Raw genomic sequence first — 16013 nt, 5'->3', positions numbered from 1 at the left:
CATGAATCGATTCTTTGCCGAAGCCGGACGGGAATTTATTTCCCTGCTGCCGGCCGTGCCCGCGATCCTGTGGGCCATTTCGTTCCATGAGTTTTGCCATGGGTGGGCTGCGCTGCGCTGCGGCGATCCGACGGCGAAGGACGCCGGGCGCCTGACCCTGAACCCCATGGCTCATTTCGACCTGTGGGGAGCCCTGTGCATGTTTCTGTTCCACTTTGGCTGGGCGCGTCCCGTGCCGATCGACCCCTACAATTTCAGACGCCCGCGCCGCGACCTGTTCCTCGTCTCCGTCGCGGGCGTCGCGGGCAACACCCTCACCGCCGTCGCCGCCGGACTGGCGATCCGCGGGCTGGTCCGTTTTTTCCCCGCGGTTCTTTTCGGCAATTACGGCCTGCAGCAGGTGCTGATCGCCTTCGTGACGATCAACCTGAACTTCGCCGTCTTCAATCTGATCCCGGTGCCGCCGCTCGACGGTTCCAAACTGCTGGCCCTCGTCCTGCCGCGGACGGCCCGTCCCGCATTCGAGTGGCTCGATCGTTACAGCCTGCCGGTGCTGCTGGCCCTGATCTACCTCGGCGTCGTCGGGCGCCTGATGTCTCCGGCCGTCCGCTGGGGGCTGCGTCTGATCCTGGGTTAGACACAGGGCGGCGTGCTGCGGAAGGATCGGAGGCTGGTGATGGAAATTCTCGCTCGCTCTGCAGGGACCGCCGCGCTTTTCGCCGTCGGCTACGCGGGATTCCGCGGCGCAAAAAAGATGGGCTGGCCTGCCGCGGCCATGCTCGGTTCGCTGTTCCTGCTGGGGCTTCTCAACCTGACGGGCCTTAGACTGCCCTTTTATCAGGCGCCGGTATCCTTCGTTTCCAAGGTGCTGAGCGGCGTCATTCTTGGGCAGCGAATCGACCGCCATATGACGAGCGCGGTCAGAAAGATGCTTTTTCCCGTCTCGCTGGCGTCGTTTTGGATGGTCATGGCTTCCATTGCGACCGGTCTGCTGTTGTTCGTCCTCGCCGGCGGCAGACTTTCGCTGATGACCTGCTTGGCCTCGTCGTCGGCCGGCGGCATCGCGGAAATGTCGATCTTCGCCATGTCCGCCGGCGCCGACGTGGGCATCGTGGCTTTCTTTCAGTCCGTGCGGATCATCGTGCTTTACGCGACGCTGCCGTTTTCCACGGCCTGGCTGGCGCGCCGCGCGCCCGGCGCCGTCCTGCCGAAAGCGCCGGCGTCGGGCGCGCAAACAAGAGTCTCCTTTACGCCCGGCGAGATTGCCCGCTTCGCGGCCGTCACGGGCGCGCTGGCGCTGCTTTTCGAGGCGGCGCATTTTCCGTCGGCCTACATGATCGGGGCTATGTGCGGAGCCGGCGCCATGAATCTTCGTTCGGGGAAGGTGATGACCCTCCCGCCGTGGCTGCGCGGTGCCGCCCAGATCTGTCTGAGCATGACCATCAGCGTAGCCCTGTCGCCGCGCACGATTCACCTGGCGAGGGAACTCTTCTTCCCTCTGGCGTTTTCGGTGACGCTGATTCAGGCCCTTTCCTTCCTGCTCGCCTGGATCATGCACCGCCTTACCCGCTGGGACGTGATGACCGCCGTGCTTGCCACCTGTCCCGGCGGCCTCAGTCAAGTGATGTTCTTTGCGGAGGATCTGCGCGCCGATCCGTTGATCGTCGGCGTCTTTCACGCCGTGCGCATGATCTCCATCGTCGTCTGCGTGCCTCTGATCGCGCGGCTCTTTGCCTGATACTATTTCTCAATTAAAAGGCCGAGCATAAGGGCGCGGCGAGCGACTGAACTCCCTTGCCGCGCCCAGTAAACTATGTTAATGCGTTTTATCAAGAAAGAGTATGAGTTGTGTACGAAAAAAAATGACCTGTGCCGAAGCGACGGCAAAGGTCATTTTTTTATCTGCGTTCATGCCGGATTTTTCGATTCATCCTGATTTTCGACGATGCCTTTTCATTGAAAACCGGTATCAGAGAATCTCCACGACGGTGACTTCGAAGTTCAGTTCCTTGCCGGCCAGGGAATGGTTGGCGTCGAGCGTGACGGAACCGTCGTCTTTGACCGCGGCGACGGTGACGGGGCGGCGTCCCATCTGAAGCTGATCGCCGACGCGCGGCGTGTAGCCTTTGGGCATGCGGTTCGCTTCGACGGTGACGAGCATGTCGTCGCGGCGCCGGCCGTACGCTTCTTCGGGGGCGAGTTTCAGCGTTTTCGTTTCGCCGACGGTCATGCCCTCGACCCCCTTGTCGAAGCCGGCGATCATCTGTCCGGCGCCGACGGTAAACTCCAGCGGCGGTCGTTTGTTGAGCACGGAAGAATCGAAAACGGAACCGTCGTTCAACGTTCCTGTGTAATGTACGCGGATCTTGTCGCCTTTTCTCACGGTCTGAGGCATGGTTCATTCTCCCTTTTCGATTTTTTCGATGATTTTCATCAATTCTTCCCAGCGGTTTGTTGCGGCCTCGATCTCCGTGCCGGCGTCCGCGAGATCTTTCATGAGAGCCTGGACTTCGACGGAATCCGACAGCACTTCCGGCCGGCAAAGCTCTCGTTCGTCTTTCGCCTTGCGATTTTCCAGGTCGTCGATGCGTCCTTCCAACGCGGCGAGTTCGTCCGCGTAAACTTTTTTGCGGCGGTAGATTTCGTTGCGCCGCTGCGCTTCTTCGCGTTTTTTTTCGCGTTCGCCGCCGCGGCGTTTCGGATCGGGATCAACCGCCGGGACGTTGAGCGCGAGCGACGCCTGGCGCTGTTCGATAAAGCGGCTGTAATTGCCGGCGTAGTCGTGCAGGGTCCCGTCGCGCAGTTCCCAAACGCGCTGCGCGAGCTGGTTCAGGAAATAGCGGTCGTGCGAGACGATCAGCAGCGTGCCGTCGTAGGCGAGCAGCGCCTGCTGAAAGAGCTCGCGCGTGGTCATGTCGAGGTGGTTGGTCGGTTCGTCGAGGATCAGGAAGTTCGACGGGTTCATGAGGATCTTGACGAGGGAAAGGCGCGACTTCTCGCCGCCGGAAAGCACCTTGACGGACTTGTAAATGTCGTCGCCGCTGAACAGGAACGAGCCCAGCAGGGCGCGTTTGTCCGCCTCGGACATCTCCATGTTGAGCGGGCAGATCTCCTGCCAGACGGTGCGGTCGTAGTTCAGGTTTTCGGCGCTCTCCTGCGAGAAGAACGCGGGCAGCACGTGGTAGCCCGTTTCGCAGCTTCCGGAGGTGGGGCGCTCTTTGCCTGAAATGAGGCGCGAGAGCGTGGATTTGCCGGCGCCGTTCACGCCGACGAGGGCGATCTTCTGCCCGCGTTCGACGGTCGCGTTGAGGCGCTCAAAGACGCGGTGCGTTCCGTAGGCCATGCCGAGATCGGTCAGCGTCAGAACGATATGTCCGCTGGGCGGGCAGGGCGGGAATTTCAGCGTTATGCGGCGGGCCGCCGTCTCCGTCCGGATGATCTGGACCTTTTCAAGCGCCTTGACGCGGCTTTGCACCTGCGCGGCCTTTGTGGCTTTGTAGCGGAAGCGTTCGATGAATTCTTTCGTCCTGGCGATCTCCTCTTTTTGGCGGGCGGCGGCCTGCTCGAGCTGAGCTTTCTGTTCTTCCGAGGCGCGCAGATAATCGGAGAAGTTGCCCTTATAAATGCGGATCCTCCCGGAATGGAGCTCGGCGATGCATTTCATGATCTTGTCCATGAAGACGCGGTCATGGGAAATGGCTACGAGCGTGCCGCGATAGTCGGAAAGCCAGTTTTCCAGCCATTCCATGCTTTCCGTATCGAGGTGGTTGGTCGGTTCGTCGAGGAGCAGGATGTCGGGGCGCGAAAGCAGCAGCGCGGCCAGCGTGACGCGCATTTTCCAGCCGCCGGAGAACTCTCCGCAGGGTCTGGCGTCGTCGCCGTCGTGAAATCCCAGTCCGCGCAGTGCCTTGCGCGACAGCGCCTCAAAAGAATAGCCGCCGAGGTTCTCATAGGCGGCGGCCGCTTCATCGTGCAGCTTCATCAGACGGATATGTTCGCTCGCGGGCGCGGCGGCGAGTTCTTCGGAACATCGTTTGAGTTTCTTTTCCGCCGCCGTGATGCCGGTACGGTCTTTGAGGTACTGCATCAGCGTGACGTCGGGCAGCTCCGCCAGATCCTGGGGCAGGTATCCGACGGTTGCGGAAAGAGGGGAGAGATTGATGTCGCCGCTGTCGGCGCTCACTTGCCCGACCATGGCGCGCAGCAGCGTGGTTTTGCCGATGCCGTTGGGGCCGACGAGCCCCGTCCGGCTTCCGGTGTCGATCTGCCAGTTCAGGTTATCGAAAATTTTCCGCCCGCCGGCAAAGGTCAGATTGAGATCCCTGATCTGTATCATGGCGACGGGGATCCGCTTTTTTCCGCGGATTTCAGAATAAACCGGCGGCGGATTTCGTCGGCACGGATCTCAAGCTGCTTTTCCATATCCTGATTCAGCGCCTCGAGAGCGCGCCGGTGATCGTCGTTGAGCTGTTCGATCTGATAGTGGGCGCGGTTGAGTTCGTGCGTTTTGTCCTCGAGGACGCTTTTCAGGGCTTCCATCTGCGACTGGTATTGCTGCCCCGTTTGCAGCTGGATCAGCGACAGCTTGCGCTCGTACTCGCGCTGCTGGTCGGCGAAGCGGCGCTCCTGTTCGGAAGCGGCCGCTTCGTGGCGGGCCAGATCGTTCTGCAGTTTTTCCAGCTGCTGCTTCTGTTCGCGCTTGCAGCGCGCCAGATCTTCCAGCGCCGCGTTTTTTTCGCGCTCGGCGATGCTGCCCAGGGACTGAGTCCGGGCGATGGTCTCGGCGGCGCTGCGGGCACGGTCTTCCGCGATTTGAATGTTTTCGCGCAGGGTCACTTTCTCCTGCTCGTATTTCAAGGTCAGAGCGTCGATTTCCGTTTTGTGCGCGCGGGCGGCTTTGGCCGCTTCGATATTCAGTTCTTCGATATGGGTCCGAAGGTGGGCGTTTTCTTCTTTCGCGGTGCGCAACTGGCTTTCGGCTTCTTCAATGCGGCGGGCGTCGACGCGGTAAACGGAGAGCTGTTCCCTGATCTGTTTTATTTCGAGCTTCAGCGAGGCTTCGCTGCGGCGAGCTTCGGAAAGCTCCATCTGGGCGTTCATAAGATTTTTTCGGAGCGCTTCCAGTTCGTTCTCCCTTTCGTCAAGCCGCTTGCGGAGCAAAAACCTCTCGCGCCCGCTCTGTTCTTGTTCGTTGATCAGGAGATCTTTCTGGCGTACGGCGATCTGAAATATCTGCTTGCCGAACGCTTCAAGCTGAGCGAGGGCCCGGCGAAACGTTTCTTCGTCAGGGATGGGATCAACGGCACTTTTGTCAATTTGTTCCTGCATACGACTGGCCTTCCTGTTGAGAGATGGATGGTATTGTGTTTTTCGCTTTATCGTTCGCGGTCTTTTTTGAAGCGGGAAAAACTGGCGAATTTTCGCGGACGCGGTTTGGAAACGGGCGGCTCGTTGCGGGGCGGCCTGTTCTCGTGGTGAAAATCCCTTTCCCGGGGCCGGTCTTCGTCGAACCGCCGTTTGCCGGGGAACCGCCGTTCCTGAGCGTCCCGTCCGGCGTGAAAGTCACGGCCGGTATGGCCCCGGCGGTTGTCGCCGGGGCGCTCCGAACGCTCAGCGTGCGGAACTCGTTCATCGCCGAAACCTCGCTCGTAAGAGCTGCGACGTTCCCTGTCGTCAGGCGCATAGGGGCGTCTGGAAGCGTCGGAGAAACGGGGACGCCGCTCCTGATCGTCCGGACGCCAATTCCGCGAAGGCGAGTCGGAGCGTCTCTGATATTCGGGATCTTTGTCGCGGAAATTTTCTCGGAACGGACGCGGATCGCGCGGCTGTTCGAAGGCGCGGAGTTCGTCGCGTTCCCTGGAGCCGGGGCGGTCGAAGGGACGCCATTCCGAACGGCGGGATCTTTCTTCGGGCGCCGTTTCGCGAAAGCGGCGCGATTCCGAAAATTCCTCGCGGGGCCCTCTGCCGTAGAAGCTCTGACGGTATTCTTCGCGAGGGCCGTCGCTGCGGCGGAATGCCCGCTGACCGTCGCGATCGTTTTCGAACGGCCGGTCTTCGTCCCGGCGGAAGGAGCGGCGCTCTTCCGAAAAATGCGGCCGGCCGGCGGAATCCCGGCGCTCTCCAAAATCTCTCTCTTCCCGACGCGTCTCCCGGGGACGGTCCGGACGCTGGAAAGGGCGTCTCTCGCGGTGCCGGTCTTCGAAGGAGGGGCGACGATCTTTTTTGAAACCGGAACTGTCGCCTCTGCCTGCGCCTTCTTCCGCCTGTTGGGCTGTTTGTCGTCTGCGGGGATCTCTCCAGCCGCAGAACTCTTTGTCATCGGTGGGGCCGGTTTTGATCGTCATGTCTTCAGTTTTCTCCTCCTTGAATTTCTGCCGCTCCGCTTGGGAGATCTCGTATCTGCGGCTGCGCGCCGCTTCCATCTGCCTGACGATGTCCTCGTCGGTGGGCTTTTTGAATCCCAGCGCTTCGGCAGCCGCGCTCCCGGCGGCGAAGCCGGTGCTCCAGCATTCCTGAAGGTTGTAGCCGCCGGTCGGCCCGTCGACGTCGATCATTTCGCCGGCGAAGTAAAGGTTGGGAACGATCTTCGAGGCCATGGTTTCCGGCTCGATCTCGTCGGTGCTCACGCCGCCGCTGGTGATGATGGCGTGTCTGAATCCCAGAAGCTCCACGGGCGTGACGACGAAATCCTTGATTGTGTTTCTGAGCGCGAGCCGCTCTTCGGCCGTGGTCTCGCCGCAGGGTTTCCCCATGTCGAGCGCGGCCGTTTTGAGCGTTTCGGGGATGATCTGGGCGGGCAGCATTTTTCTGAGCGCAAAACGCAGCGCGTCGCCGCCGAATTCCTGGAAATCGCGTTCGATGCGGGCGTCGAGACGTTCCGGTTCGAGCGCCGGTTTGAGGTCGATATGAACGGTTGTGCGGCCCGTCTTGCACAGGCAGTTTCCCACGCTGGCGGCCAGGTCCATGACGATGGCGCCGGAAATGCCGAACGGCGTGAAGTCCATTTCCCCGAAGCGTTCGTCCGCGGTTTCACCGTTGTGGCGAACCGTGACGCGCACGTTTTTGAGCTTCAAGCCGGACAGCTGCTCGTCGAAGCGTTCCGCGATCTTGATCGGGCACAGCGCCGGCGTCGTTTCGACGATCTCGTGCCCGGCCTTGCGGGCCCAGCGGTAACCGTCGCCGGTGGAGCCGGTGTGGGGAAAAGAAAGCCCTCCGGTCGCGAGGATGAAGGCGCGCCCTTCGATCTCCTCGCGTCCCGTTGTGACGCGGCGGACTTTGCCGCCGAGGATGTCGAGAGAGCGAACTTCTATTCCGCGCAGCACCTGGACGCCGCCGTCCTTCAGCGCCGTCCACAGCGCGTTGACGACCGACGAGGCGTCCTGCCCCTCGCGAGGATAGAGACGACGCCCGCGTTCGTGCGTCGACACCACGCCGCGGCGCAGAAAAAACGCGGCGGTTTCTTTGGCGCCGAACGTGCGAAGCGCCGGCAATAAAAATTCCCCGCCGCGGCGATAATCTTTCGATAAAAGTTCCGGATCTTCCTGATCGTGGGCAAAATTGCAGCGTCCCCGGCCGGTGATCATCAATTTGCGCCCCAGCTCGCGGTTCTTTTCGAGCAGAACCGTGCGGGCGCCGTATTGAGCGGCGCGGGCCGCCGCCATCATTCCAGCCGGACCGCCGCCGACAACGACAACGTCAAATGTGCTCATCGACAAATCTCCTTCGGCTTTTTGCGCCTAGATACCTGAATGTCTTATACTATCACGACAATCCTCTTTTGTGTGCGGTATAATATGAATGATTCAATCCAATTCCGCGAAGCTGCTTTTTTGGACGAAGACTTTTCGGAATGTACTTGAGGAGGTTTTCTGCATGAAAAAAACGGCGCTTTTTATTATCGACGTTCAGAATGACTTCTGTGAAAACGGCGCTTTGGCGGTTCCGGACGGCACTGCGGTCGTCCCGGTCTGCAACCGGTTGATCCAGATGGCCGCCGAACGCGGCTGCCCGGTGTTGGCCAGCCGCGACTGGCATCCTGCCAATCACTGCAGTTTCAAGGACTTCGGCGGTCCCTGGCCGATGCACTGCGTGGCCGGACAAAACGGGGCGGAATTTCACCCCGATCTGCAGCTGCCGGTGGACGTGATGGTCTTTAACAAGGGGACGGACGCGAACGCCGAAGCCTATTCGGCTTTTGACGGCACGCAGGCGGCCGGCGTGCTTCATGACGCGGGCATCGAGCGTCTGATCATCTGCGGGCTGGCGACGGATTATTGCGTCAAGGCGAGCGTCCTCGACGCGCTGCAGGCGGGATTCGACGTGCTGGTGGTCAGCGACGGCTGCCGCGCCGTCAACGTGAACCCGGACGACGGCGAAAAGGCTTTCGCCGAGATGGAAGCGGCCGGAGCGGCGGTTCTGCCTCTCGCCAAGGTCGAATTCTGATGTTTCCGAGCCGGCCGAGCGCCTGAGGAAGCGTGAAATGTGCAAAAAACTTCTCGGTCTCGTCGTGGCGGCCGCCGTTTTTCTGGGCATGCGCGGACGGCTTCCGGCGGCCGTTCAGAAATACGAAAAAGACGCGATCGCGTACGACGAAACGGTGCTCTTTCAGGACGCCGAAACTCGCCGGCGCTTCCTCGACGAAATCGAATCGTCGTTCCTTAAGGATTACGACGCGCTCTGGCAGCGCGAGGGGATGAGCGACAAGCTGACGGCGGCGGCGGACCGTGTCTTTGCGGACAACTTGTCGGGCGGCAGGCTGACGGGCGCTCTTCAGGTCGCCATGGATCTGGACGGCGTTGCCCAGAGGCTTCAGGACAAAATTCCCGAGGCGTTCCGCGGCGATTACGACCGTTTCCTTGCGATCACGGAAGACTCTTTCACCGACACGTATCTGGATCGCCTTTCGGCGTACGATCAGGCGCTGCTGGCCTCGCGGGTGGGGGCGCTCGTCAACGCCCCGTCGGTGCGGCTTTTTTTCGAAGAACAGGTGCGCCGCGCCGCCGCTCAGAACCGCGCCGTCCTCGGCGAATCCCTGACGAAGAAGATCCGAGGGCGCCCCGAGCTTTCCCTGGCCGGTTCCACCGCTTTTCTGGGCGTAATGCTGGGGCGCAAGCTCCTGCGCCGTACCTTGGGGAGAAAAGCGCTGTCCGTTTTCGGCAAGGGGCTGGGCCGAAAAGTTCTCATGGCCGCCGCCGGAGTCGGCGCGCTGTTCACGTTGGGCTGGGCTCTTTATGACGTCGGTTCCTTTGCGGTGGAAGTCTGGGAATCGCCGGCCAAACTTCGCGCGGCTCTGATCGTCCGCTACGACGATTATTACCGGACGGAAGCTCCCCAAATTTACTGGCGGACGCTGAGAAAGGGCGTCCGCTCCGAACTCGAGGAAATTCAGGGGCGCATGGCCCGCCGCGACGAAGACACGAAGGCCATTCTTGCCTCTTCGACGTTCCGCCGCATGACCGAGCGCATGTCCGAAGCCGAACAGAAGAATTTTATCGACCGTCTGATCAGCGTCAGGCCGCTCAACGATTCCTTGAGCTACAGTTCGATCGTGGAGAATTTCGGCCGAATTCTCGTCGAGAGCGAAGCGGAAGACATCGCCGCTTTCAGAGAGATTCTGGCGCAGGGGGACACGCTGCTGGCCCGTCAGTGGTTTGCCGTCGCCGGGAAAGAATATTTTTCTCTTTTCCGAAATCTGCCCCGGCTCGTCTGGGACAAATACCTTCCCAATGCGGCTTCGCTGCAAACGCTCGGATGGCTCGCGCTTCGCCCCAGAGCGGTGCGGGAAGCGGCGGCGCAGCTTCCCGCCGAGAGCGTGCAGTGGGTCATGAACGAAGTGCCGCCGGCGCAGGCGGAACGTTTTTTCGCCGACGGAAAAACGCCCGGCGAGATCGCTCGGGAGATCGAGCGGATGAAATCCCTGCCCAAGGCGGCGCGCGTTCCATGGCAGAGCGGCGCGGCCTATCTGCTGCACCGGGCGGAAAACTATCTGCTTTACGCGGGGATCGCGCTGGCGCTGCTGGGCGCTGCCCGGCTCTGGCAAAAATATCTGCGCTGACGGCGCGCCGGCTTATCGGGGAGAGATGACGGACGATGGATAAAAAAGAGATCGCTCTTTCCACGGGGGCCGTCCCCCCGCCGGGCGTCGCGGAGCTCGGGCTGGTGACCGGCAGCTGCGTGATCAGCACCTCGATCCTGGGCGATGCCCTGGCCACCCTCAGGAACATGTCGGTGGGCGGCGAGCTGAAACAATACACCGAGCTGCTGCGGATGAGCACCGAAAAAGCCATCGCGCGGCTCGGTGAAAAAGCTTGCGAGAGAGGGGCCGACGGGGTTTACGCGATCCAGTTCATGGCGCCTCAGGTCGCCGGCGGCGCCGCCGAAGTCGTTGCAGTCGGCACCGCTTATAAATTCAATGACAAATAACGAAGAGGCCGTCTCGCCGGTTCGGGGAGACGGCCTCTTCACTGCCGGATTTATTTGACCGCGCTTTTTTCGCGGGCGTTTTTTTTGCCGAGTTCCATGCGCAGAGAGATCCTGCGCCGCTTGACGTCCACGTCGAGGACGTAGACTTCCACCGCCATGCCGGGATGAAGCACGCTGGAAATGTCCTTCACGTAACGCCCCATCTGGCTGACGTGGACGAGCCCGTCCTGATGCACGCCGATGTTGACGAACGCGCCGAAGGCCGTGACGTTGGAGACGATGCCCGGCAGTTTCATGCCCGGCTCGAGGTCGGTCAGTTCGCGCACGTTGGGATCGAAGGAAAAGATCTCCAACGCGCTGCGGGGGTCGCGCCCGGGCTTTTCCAGTTCGGAGAGGATGTCCTCGAGCGTGGGCAGGCCGACCTCGTCGGTGACGTAGCGATTCAAGTCGATTTTGCCGCGCAGGTCTTTGGCGGCGATCAGGTCGGCGACGGTGCAGTTCTGATCCGCGGCGATAGCGTCGACGATGCCGTAATTTTCGGGATGGACCGCGCTGGCGTCGAGAGGATTCTCGGCGCCGCGGATGCGCAAAAAGCCGGCGGCCTGCTGATAAGCTTTGGGCCCCAGACGGGGAACTTTCAGCACGTCCTGGCGCCGCCTGAAGGGCCCCTCGCTTTCGCGGAATTTCACGACGTTGTCGGCCAGCGACGGCGTCAGCCCGGAAACGTAGGACAGCAGTTTGGCGCTGGCGGTGTTCAGATCGACGCCGACGGCGTTGACGCATGAGATGACGGTGTCGTCCAGGGCGTTTTTGAGTTGCTTTTGATCGACGTCATGCTGATACTGGCCGACGCCGATCGATTTGGGATCGATCTTCACGAGTTCCGCCAGCGGATCCATGAGGCGCCGTCCGATCGAAACCGCGCCGCGAACCGTCACGTCCTGATCGGGAAATTCCTTGCGGGCCAGTTCCGAAGCCGAATAGACTGAGGCGCCGCTTTCGCTGACGACGATAATGGGGATGTCCAGGTCAAGACCGCGCAGGAACTCTTCCGTTTCCCGGCTGGCCGTGCCGTTGCCGACGGCGACCGCGTCGGGCTTGAACCGCGCTACCAGCGCGCGGATGGTTGCGCCGGCCTGGACGTACTGGGCGTCGGAGCGCTGGATGAAAATGACCGTGTGGTGCAGCAGATCGCCTTTGGAGTCGAGGCAGACGACCTTGCAGCCCGTCCTGACCCCCGGGTCGATGGCCACGAGGGGACGGGCGCCGAAAGGCGAAGCCATCAGCAGCTCGCGGAGATTGCGGGCGAAAATGGCGATGGCGTCGGCGTCGGCGCGTTTTTTCAGCGTGCTGCGGGCTTCCGTTTCCATGGAAGGCGCCAGCAGGCGGCGATAGCCGTCGGTGACGGCCGCTTCGACTTGCCGGGAATCTTCGCCGCTTCCCGTGACGTAACGCGCGTAAAGTTTTTCCAGCGCCAGCTTTTCCTCGGGGCGGATCGAAAAGGAGAGGTAGCCTTCCTTCTCTCCGCGCATCACCGCCAGCAGGCGATGGGAAGGAACGCGCAGGAGCGGCTCTTTCCAGTCGAAATAATCGGCGTACGTCGCCGCTTCCGGTTCCTCTTTCTTTTTTTCGACGACCGAGGAGGTGCAGACGCCGAAGCGGACAAAGATCACGCGCATGTCCTGACGGACCGACGGATTTTCGCTGACGTTTTCGGCGATGATGTCGCGCGCGCCGGCCAGAGCGGCGTCGGCGTCGGCGATTCCTTTTTTCTCGTTCACGTAGCTTGCGGCCAGTTCCCGCGGGTCGCGTCCCTTTTGTTCCAGCAGAGCGTCGGCCAGCGGCTGGAGCCCTGCTTCACGGGCGACCAGCGCGCGCGTCCGGCGCTTGGGACGGAAAGGAAGATAGGCGTCTTCCAGCGCGGTCACCGTCGCAGCGGCATCGATCGTCTTTTTCAGATCTTCCGTAAGGATGCCGCGCTCGGTCAGCGACCCCAGAATCGCCTCGCGCCGTTTTTCGAGTTCTTCGATTCGGGCCAGCCCGTCGCGGATCGCGGTGATCGCGACTTCGTCGAGGGAACCGGTTTTCTCCTTGCGATAGCGGGCAATGAAAGGGACTGTGCACCCTTCCGCGAGAAGTTCGGCGACGGCGCCGACGCCGCTGACGGGAAGTTTCAATTCCTGGGCGATACGCCCTGTGTAATCGGCCATAAATGAAGAACTCCTTTCGATGTGCTGTGCGGAACTGCCAAAGCCACCGCATATCTTACCTAAAGGCGGCTTCGATGTCCATGCCTCGGGAACAAAAAAATAAGCCCCGCGCCAAACGGGGCTTTGAGAGAAGATTTCGTTAAATCGCGGAAGACGCTTTTTTATCGGCGAAAACCTTCTGACAAAAGATGTACAACACGAAAATCGCCGCCGTTCCGCCGAGAGAAACCAGAGAACTCTTCCACATGGATGCCAGTCCGAAGGCCGCGAAAAGGACGCGGCTCCACATCGGGATTCTGCCGCCGCAATAGCCGGTAAAACTGAAACCGATGCCGAACACCAGCGCGACGCCGCTGACGATGGAGATGACGTTGTGCGTCCAGTCGAGTTGGAGCAGCAGACCGCCGTCGTAACAGAACGCAAAAGGAATGACGAAGGCCAGAAATCCCAGCCGGCAGGCGGCCCATCCCGTCTTGTTGGGCGAATCCTCGGCGATGGACGCCGCGGCGTACGCGGCAAGGGCGACGGGAGGCGTGATGTTGGAGATGATCGCATAATAGAACACGAACATGTGGGCGGCGATGCTGTTGAAGTGAAGCTGACCGAGCGCCGGAACGCTCAATGACGCCGCGAGAATGTAGGCGCTCGTCGTCGGCAGCCCCATGCCGAGGATCAGACAGACCACGGCGATCAGCAGCAGCGTGAGCACGGGAATGCCGTGGGACACCGAAAGGACCGCGCTGACGATTTTCGGGCCAATGCCGGAAAGAGCCACGGCTCCGAGAACGAAGCCGGCCGAAGCGCAGGCGGTGCAGACCACGGGGATTCCTTTGGCGCCGTCGTGAATGGCGCGCAGGATGCCCTTTGGCCCCATGCGGCGCTTGGGATTGGGCAGCGAAACGCCCCAGGCCAAAACGATGCCGGCGATGGCGGCATACATGGGCGTGTAGCCGTCGAGGAGCAGATAGACGAGAAGAATTATGGGCGACATCATGTAGGCGCGTTTCAGCACGCTCTTTTTCTCAGGCAGCTCTTCGGGCGGCAGCCCCCTGAGCCCGTCGCGCTTGGCGGTCAGGTGGACCATGACGAGGACGGCGGCGTAGTAGAGCAGCGCCGGAAGAATCGCGGCGACGACGATCCGGCTGAACGGAACGTTGAGGAACGAAGCCATCACGAAAGCTCCGGCTCCCATGACCGGCGGCATGATCTGCCCGCCGGAACTTGCCACGGCCTCGACTGCGCCCGAGAAGTAAGGCTTGTAGCCGATGCGCTTCATGAGAGGAATGGTGAACGTCCCCGTGCCGTACACGTTGGCGACGGCGGAACCGGAGATCGAACCGAAAAGACAGGAACTGACGACCGCGATTTTGGCGGGACCGCCGGCCTGAGTTCCCGTGAAGGCCTGAGCGAATTCCATGAAATACTCGCCGACGCCGCTGTTCTCGAGAAAGCCGCCGAAGATCAGGAAGATCATGACCAGCGTCGCCGAAACGCCCAGCGAAGACGAGTAAATGCCCTCGTCGGTCAGGTACATCTCCTCGATCAAAAGTTTGAAAGCGCCCGAGAACCAATCGCAGAAATTGGCGAGCGAGAAGTTGCCCAGCGTCCCGCTCTGCGTGGCGATGTCGGTCATCATGTAATACATGCAGTAGCCCATAAAAGCGAGCGAGACGAGAATGATGGGAAGCCCCACGGCGCGGCGGGTCGCCTCAATCAAAGCGAGGACGACGATCGTGCCGAGAATCAGCTGGATCGCCGTAATCTCGTCGACGCCGATCATGCGCTCGACGATCATGTTGTAGTTGAGCATGATATAGATGCCGGGCACGGCGGAAACAACAGCGAAACACCAGTCGTACCACGGCACGGCCGTCTGGGACTGCGCCGATTTTTTGTTTTCGAACATGGGATAGACGACGAAGACCATCGGCAGGACCCATGTGAGGTGAATCGCTCTTTGAAGGTACGCTTCGAAGGCTCCGAAAACTGCGGTATAAAGGTGAAAGATCCCCATGGCCAGTACATAAAGCCACAGACCTTTCGCAACGATTCCATCGAGTTTCCTTTTTGTCATCGACCATCATCCTTTTTTGTCAGCTGCGCGATCTCGTCACGCTACGAGCAAGGAATCTCAGGAAGTACAGAAGAAGGCAGGCCTGGAGCCTGCCTTCTTGGGGATTTCCCCGTTCGCGCTTCGATATTTTTTTGAGACGATTTGCGGCGCGCCCCCAAGCGGAGCCCCGTATCCTTATTGGATTTTGCCGCTGGCCTCGTTCCAGAACTTCACGGCGCCGGGATGAGACTCGAGCCCCTTGGCGGGAACGGCCGTCTTGGGATCGAGCTCGGCGATATCCTTCACGCCCTTGGCCAGCATTTCCACGTTGTTGTACATGGATTTGCAGAGATCGTAAACGACCTGATCGTCGAGATCGCCGCGCACCACGATACTTGTGTAGTCGCCGACGACTTTGACGGGCTCGGCGCCGGCGGGAACGGACTTGTAAATGCCGGGGTCGATCAGGAAGGTGACGGTGCCGATCGCTTCGCCCACTTTGTCCAGAGCTTCCTGGCTCATGCCGAGCAGGATGACGTCGGTGGTGCTTTCGATCTGCATGACGATCGCGGCGACTTTGCCGACGGAGAAGGCGAACACGTCAAGGTGGTTGTCCGCGATCAGATCCGCGCCGCCCGAATAGGAGGCGTACTCCACCGTGCCGCCCCATTCCTTGAAGGCTTTGCGGTAGTCGATGCCGAATCCGGACTCGAAAACGTTCTTGACGACGAATTCGGATCCCGTGCCCGTCTTCAGCGTGGCAAAACGGAAGGCGAGCTTCTTGTTGACCAGATCGTCGACGGTCTTGATGCCGTTCTTCTCGGCAAAGTCCTTGCGGGCGATGAAGTAGGTGTATTGAGTGTACAGGTTGGCAAGGAGCTTGGCGTTGTCGCTTTTCGTTTTGAACGTGCCGAGGTCGGTGCCCTTCTGAGCCACGGCAATCATGGAAGTGTTGGAGAAGCCGAGATCGCCCTTTCTCATGTGCGCGTTGATGATGTTGGCGACCGCGCCGCCCGTGACGCTGGTGGTGGGCATGACTTCCTTGCTCCAGAGATCGGCCAGTTCTCCGCCGAGAGCGAACCAGTTGCCGCCCGGAGGCCCTGCCATAAACTTGAGCTGCGACGGCGTGTCAGCTCCGGCAGCGCTCCCCCAAAGTGCGGAAAGAACGACACACAACGCCAATATTTTTTTCATTCACACAGACCTCCTCGTTGTATTTTTATTCATACGGGGATCCTCTGATTTACTCAGCGTGGAAAGCGATGGATCCGCGAACGTCCCTCCTGCGCAATGCGCAGATCTCCGTACTTTCCGAAGTATACTAGCGC

At 60.8% G+C, this 16013-nt stretch carries 12 protein-coding genes; 5 read left to right on the top strand and 7 right to left on the bottom strand.

What is annotated here, in order from left to right; genetic code table 11:
- Position 1 precedes the first annotated feature (1 nt).
- Both FYJ74_RS01520 and FYJ74_RS01515 read left to right on the top strand, forming a co-directional pair.
- The gene (locus tag FYJ74_RS01520; RefSeq protein ID WP_154527853.1) at positions 2–637 is read left to right on the top strand and encodes a site-2 protease family protein; all 636 of its coding nucleotides are present in this window, start codon (positions 2–4) and stop codon (positions 635–637) included.
- A 39-nt stretch (positions 638–676) separates the two neighbouring features.
- Entirely contained in the window at positions 677–1738 is a 1062-nt protein-coding gene (locus FYJ74_RS01515; RefSeq protein WP_154527852.1) for an AbrB family transcriptional regulator, read from the top strand.
- A gap of 231 nt (positions 1739–1969) precedes the next feature.
- On the opposite strand, the gene FYJ74_RS01510 is transcribed toward FYJ74_RS01515, so the two are convergent.
- Genes FYJ74_RS01510 through FYJ74_RS01495 form a run of 4 tightly spaced genes read right to left on the bottom strand, consistent with a single transcriptional unit; the run spans position 1970 to position 7709 of the window.
- Positions 1970–2395: an FKBP-type peptidyl-prolyl cis-trans isomerase gene (locus FYJ74_RS01510; RefSeq protein ID WP_154527851.1), complete on the bottom strand. Its 426-nt coding sequence runs from the start codon at positions 2393–2395 to the stop codon at positions 1970–1972.
- Between the two features lie 3 nt (positions 2396–2398).
- Positions 2399–4336, bottom strand: coding sequence for an ABC transporter ATP-binding protein (locus FYJ74_RS01505; RefSeq protein WP_154527850.1), 1938 nt, complete (start codon positions 4334–4336; stop codon positions 2399–2401).
- Positions 4333–5328 (bottom strand): coiled-coil domain-containing protein, encoded by a 996-nt coding sequence (locus FYJ74_RS01500; protein WP_154527849.1) that lies wholly within the window; start codon positions 5326–5328, stop codon positions 4333–4335. The genes FYJ74_RS01505 and FYJ74_RS01500 overlap by 4 nt, the downstream gene beginning before the upstream one ends.
- 47 nt (positions 5329–5375) lie before the next feature.
- Positions 5376–7709 (bottom strand): aminoacetone oxidase family FAD-binding enzyme, encoded by a 2334-nt coding sequence (locus FYJ74_RS01495; protein ID WP_154527848.1) that lies wholly within the window; start codon positions 7707–7709, stop codon positions 5376–5378.
- Between the two features lie 163 nt (positions 7710–7872).
- Between FYJ74_RS01495 and pncA the strand changes: the two genes are divergently transcribed.
- The 3 genes from pncA to FYJ74_RS01480 are packed head-to-tail and all read left to right on the top strand — an operon-like array spanning position 7873 to position 10422.
- Complete coding sequence (pncA, locus tag FYJ74_RS01490) at positions 7873–8442, top strand: bifunctional nicotinamidase/pyrazinamidase (protein WP_154527847.1); 570 nt, start codon at positions 7873–7875, stop codon at positions 8440–8442.
- 37 nt (positions 8443–8479) lie between these two features.
- Entirely contained in the window at positions 8480–10054 is a 1575-nt protein-coding gene (locus tag FYJ74_RS01485) for a hypothetical protein (RefSeq protein WP_154527846.1), read from the top strand.
- A 35-nt stretch (positions 10055–10089) separates the two neighbouring features.
- Entirely contained in the window at positions 10090–10422 is a 333-nt protein-coding gene (locus FYJ74_RS01480; protein WP_154527845.1) for a YbjQ family protein, read from the top strand.
- Between the two features lie 50 nt (positions 10423–10472).
- Here FYJ74_RS01480 and FYJ74_RS01475 read toward each other — a convergent pair whose 3' ends face one another.
- From FYJ74_RS01475 to FYJ74_RS01465, 3 genes are all read right to left on the bottom strand, one after another.
- Positions 10473–12632, bottom strand: a complete 2160-nt coding sequence (locus FYJ74_RS01475) for a Tex family protein (protein ID WP_154527844.1) — start codon at positions 12630–12632, stop codon at positions 10473–10475.
- A 139-nt stretch (positions 12633–12771) separates the two neighbouring features.
- Positions 12772–14706: a TRAP transporter permease gene (locus tag FYJ74_RS01470; RefSeq protein ID WP_154527843.1), complete on the bottom strand. Its 1935-nt coding sequence runs from the start codon at positions 14704–14706 to the stop codon at positions 12772–12774.
- Positions 14707–14880: 174 nt separating this feature from the next.
- Positions 14881–15879 (bottom strand): TAXI family TRAP transporter solute-binding subunit, encoded by a 999-nt coding sequence (locus FYJ74_RS01465; RefSeq protein ID WP_154527842.1) that lies wholly within the window; start codon positions 15877–15879, stop codon positions 14881–14883.
- Positions 15880–16013 lie beyond the last annotated feature (134 nt).

The organism is Pyramidobacter porci (genome assembly GCF_009695745.1).
GTDB classification, from domain to species: Bacteria; Synergistota; Synergistia; order Synergistales; family Dethiosulfovibrionaceae; genus Pyramidobacter; species Pyramidobacter porci.
The sequence above is the reverse complement of the archived record's forward strand: the minus strand, read 5'-3'. Positions and strand labels throughout refer to the sequence as shown.

Bases quoted from the DNA above. Each gene is read 5' to 3' on its own strand.
- FYJ74_RS01520 (WP_154527853.1), top strand. From the start codon at position 2: ATGAATCGATTCTTTGCCGAAGCCGGACGGGAATTTATTTCCCTGCTG.
- FYJ74_RS01515 (WP_154527852.1), top strand. From the start codon at position 677: ATGGAAATTCTCGCTCGCTCTGCAGGGACCGCCGCGCTTTTCGCCGTC.
- FYJ74_RS01510 (WP_154527851.1), bottom strand. From the start codon at position 2,395: ATGCCTCAGACCGTGAGAAAAGGCGACAAGATCCGCGTACATTACACA.
- FYJ74_RS01505 (WP_154527850.1), bottom strand. From the start codon at position 4,336: ATGATACAGATCAGGGATCTCAATCTGACCTTTGCCGGCGGGCGGAAA.
- FYJ74_RS01500 (WP_154527849.1), bottom strand. From the start codon at position 5,328: ATGCAGGAACAAATTGACAAAAGTGCCGTTGATCCCATCCCTGACGAA.
- FYJ74_RS01495 (WP_154527848.1), bottom strand. From the start codon at position 7,709: ATGAGCACATTTGACGTTGTCGTTGTCGGCGGCGGTCCGGCTGGAATG.
- pncA (WP_154527847.1), top strand. From the start codon at position 7,873: ATGAAAAAAACGGCGCTTTTTATTATCGACGTTCAGAATGACTTCTGT.
- FYJ74_RS01485 (WP_154527846.1), top strand. From the start codon at position 8,480: ATGTGCAAAAAACTTCTCGGTCTCGTCGTGGCGGCCGCCGTTTTTCTG.
- FYJ74_RS01480 (WP_154527845.1), top strand. From the start codon at position 10,090: ATGGATAAAAAAGAGATCGCTCTTTCCACGGGGGCCGTCCCCCCGCCG.
- FYJ74_RS01475 (WP_154527844.1), bottom strand. From the start codon at position 12,632: ATGGCCGATTACACAGGGCGTATCGCCCAGGAATTGAAACTTCCCGTC.
- FYJ74_RS01470 (WP_154527843.1), bottom strand. From the start codon at position 14,706: ATGACAAAAAGGAAACTCGATGGAATCGTTGCGAAAGGTCTGTGGCTT.
- FYJ74_RS01465 (WP_154527842.1), bottom strand. From the start codon at position 15,879: ATGAAAAAAATATTGGCGTTGTGTGTCGTTCTTTCCGCACTTTGGGGG.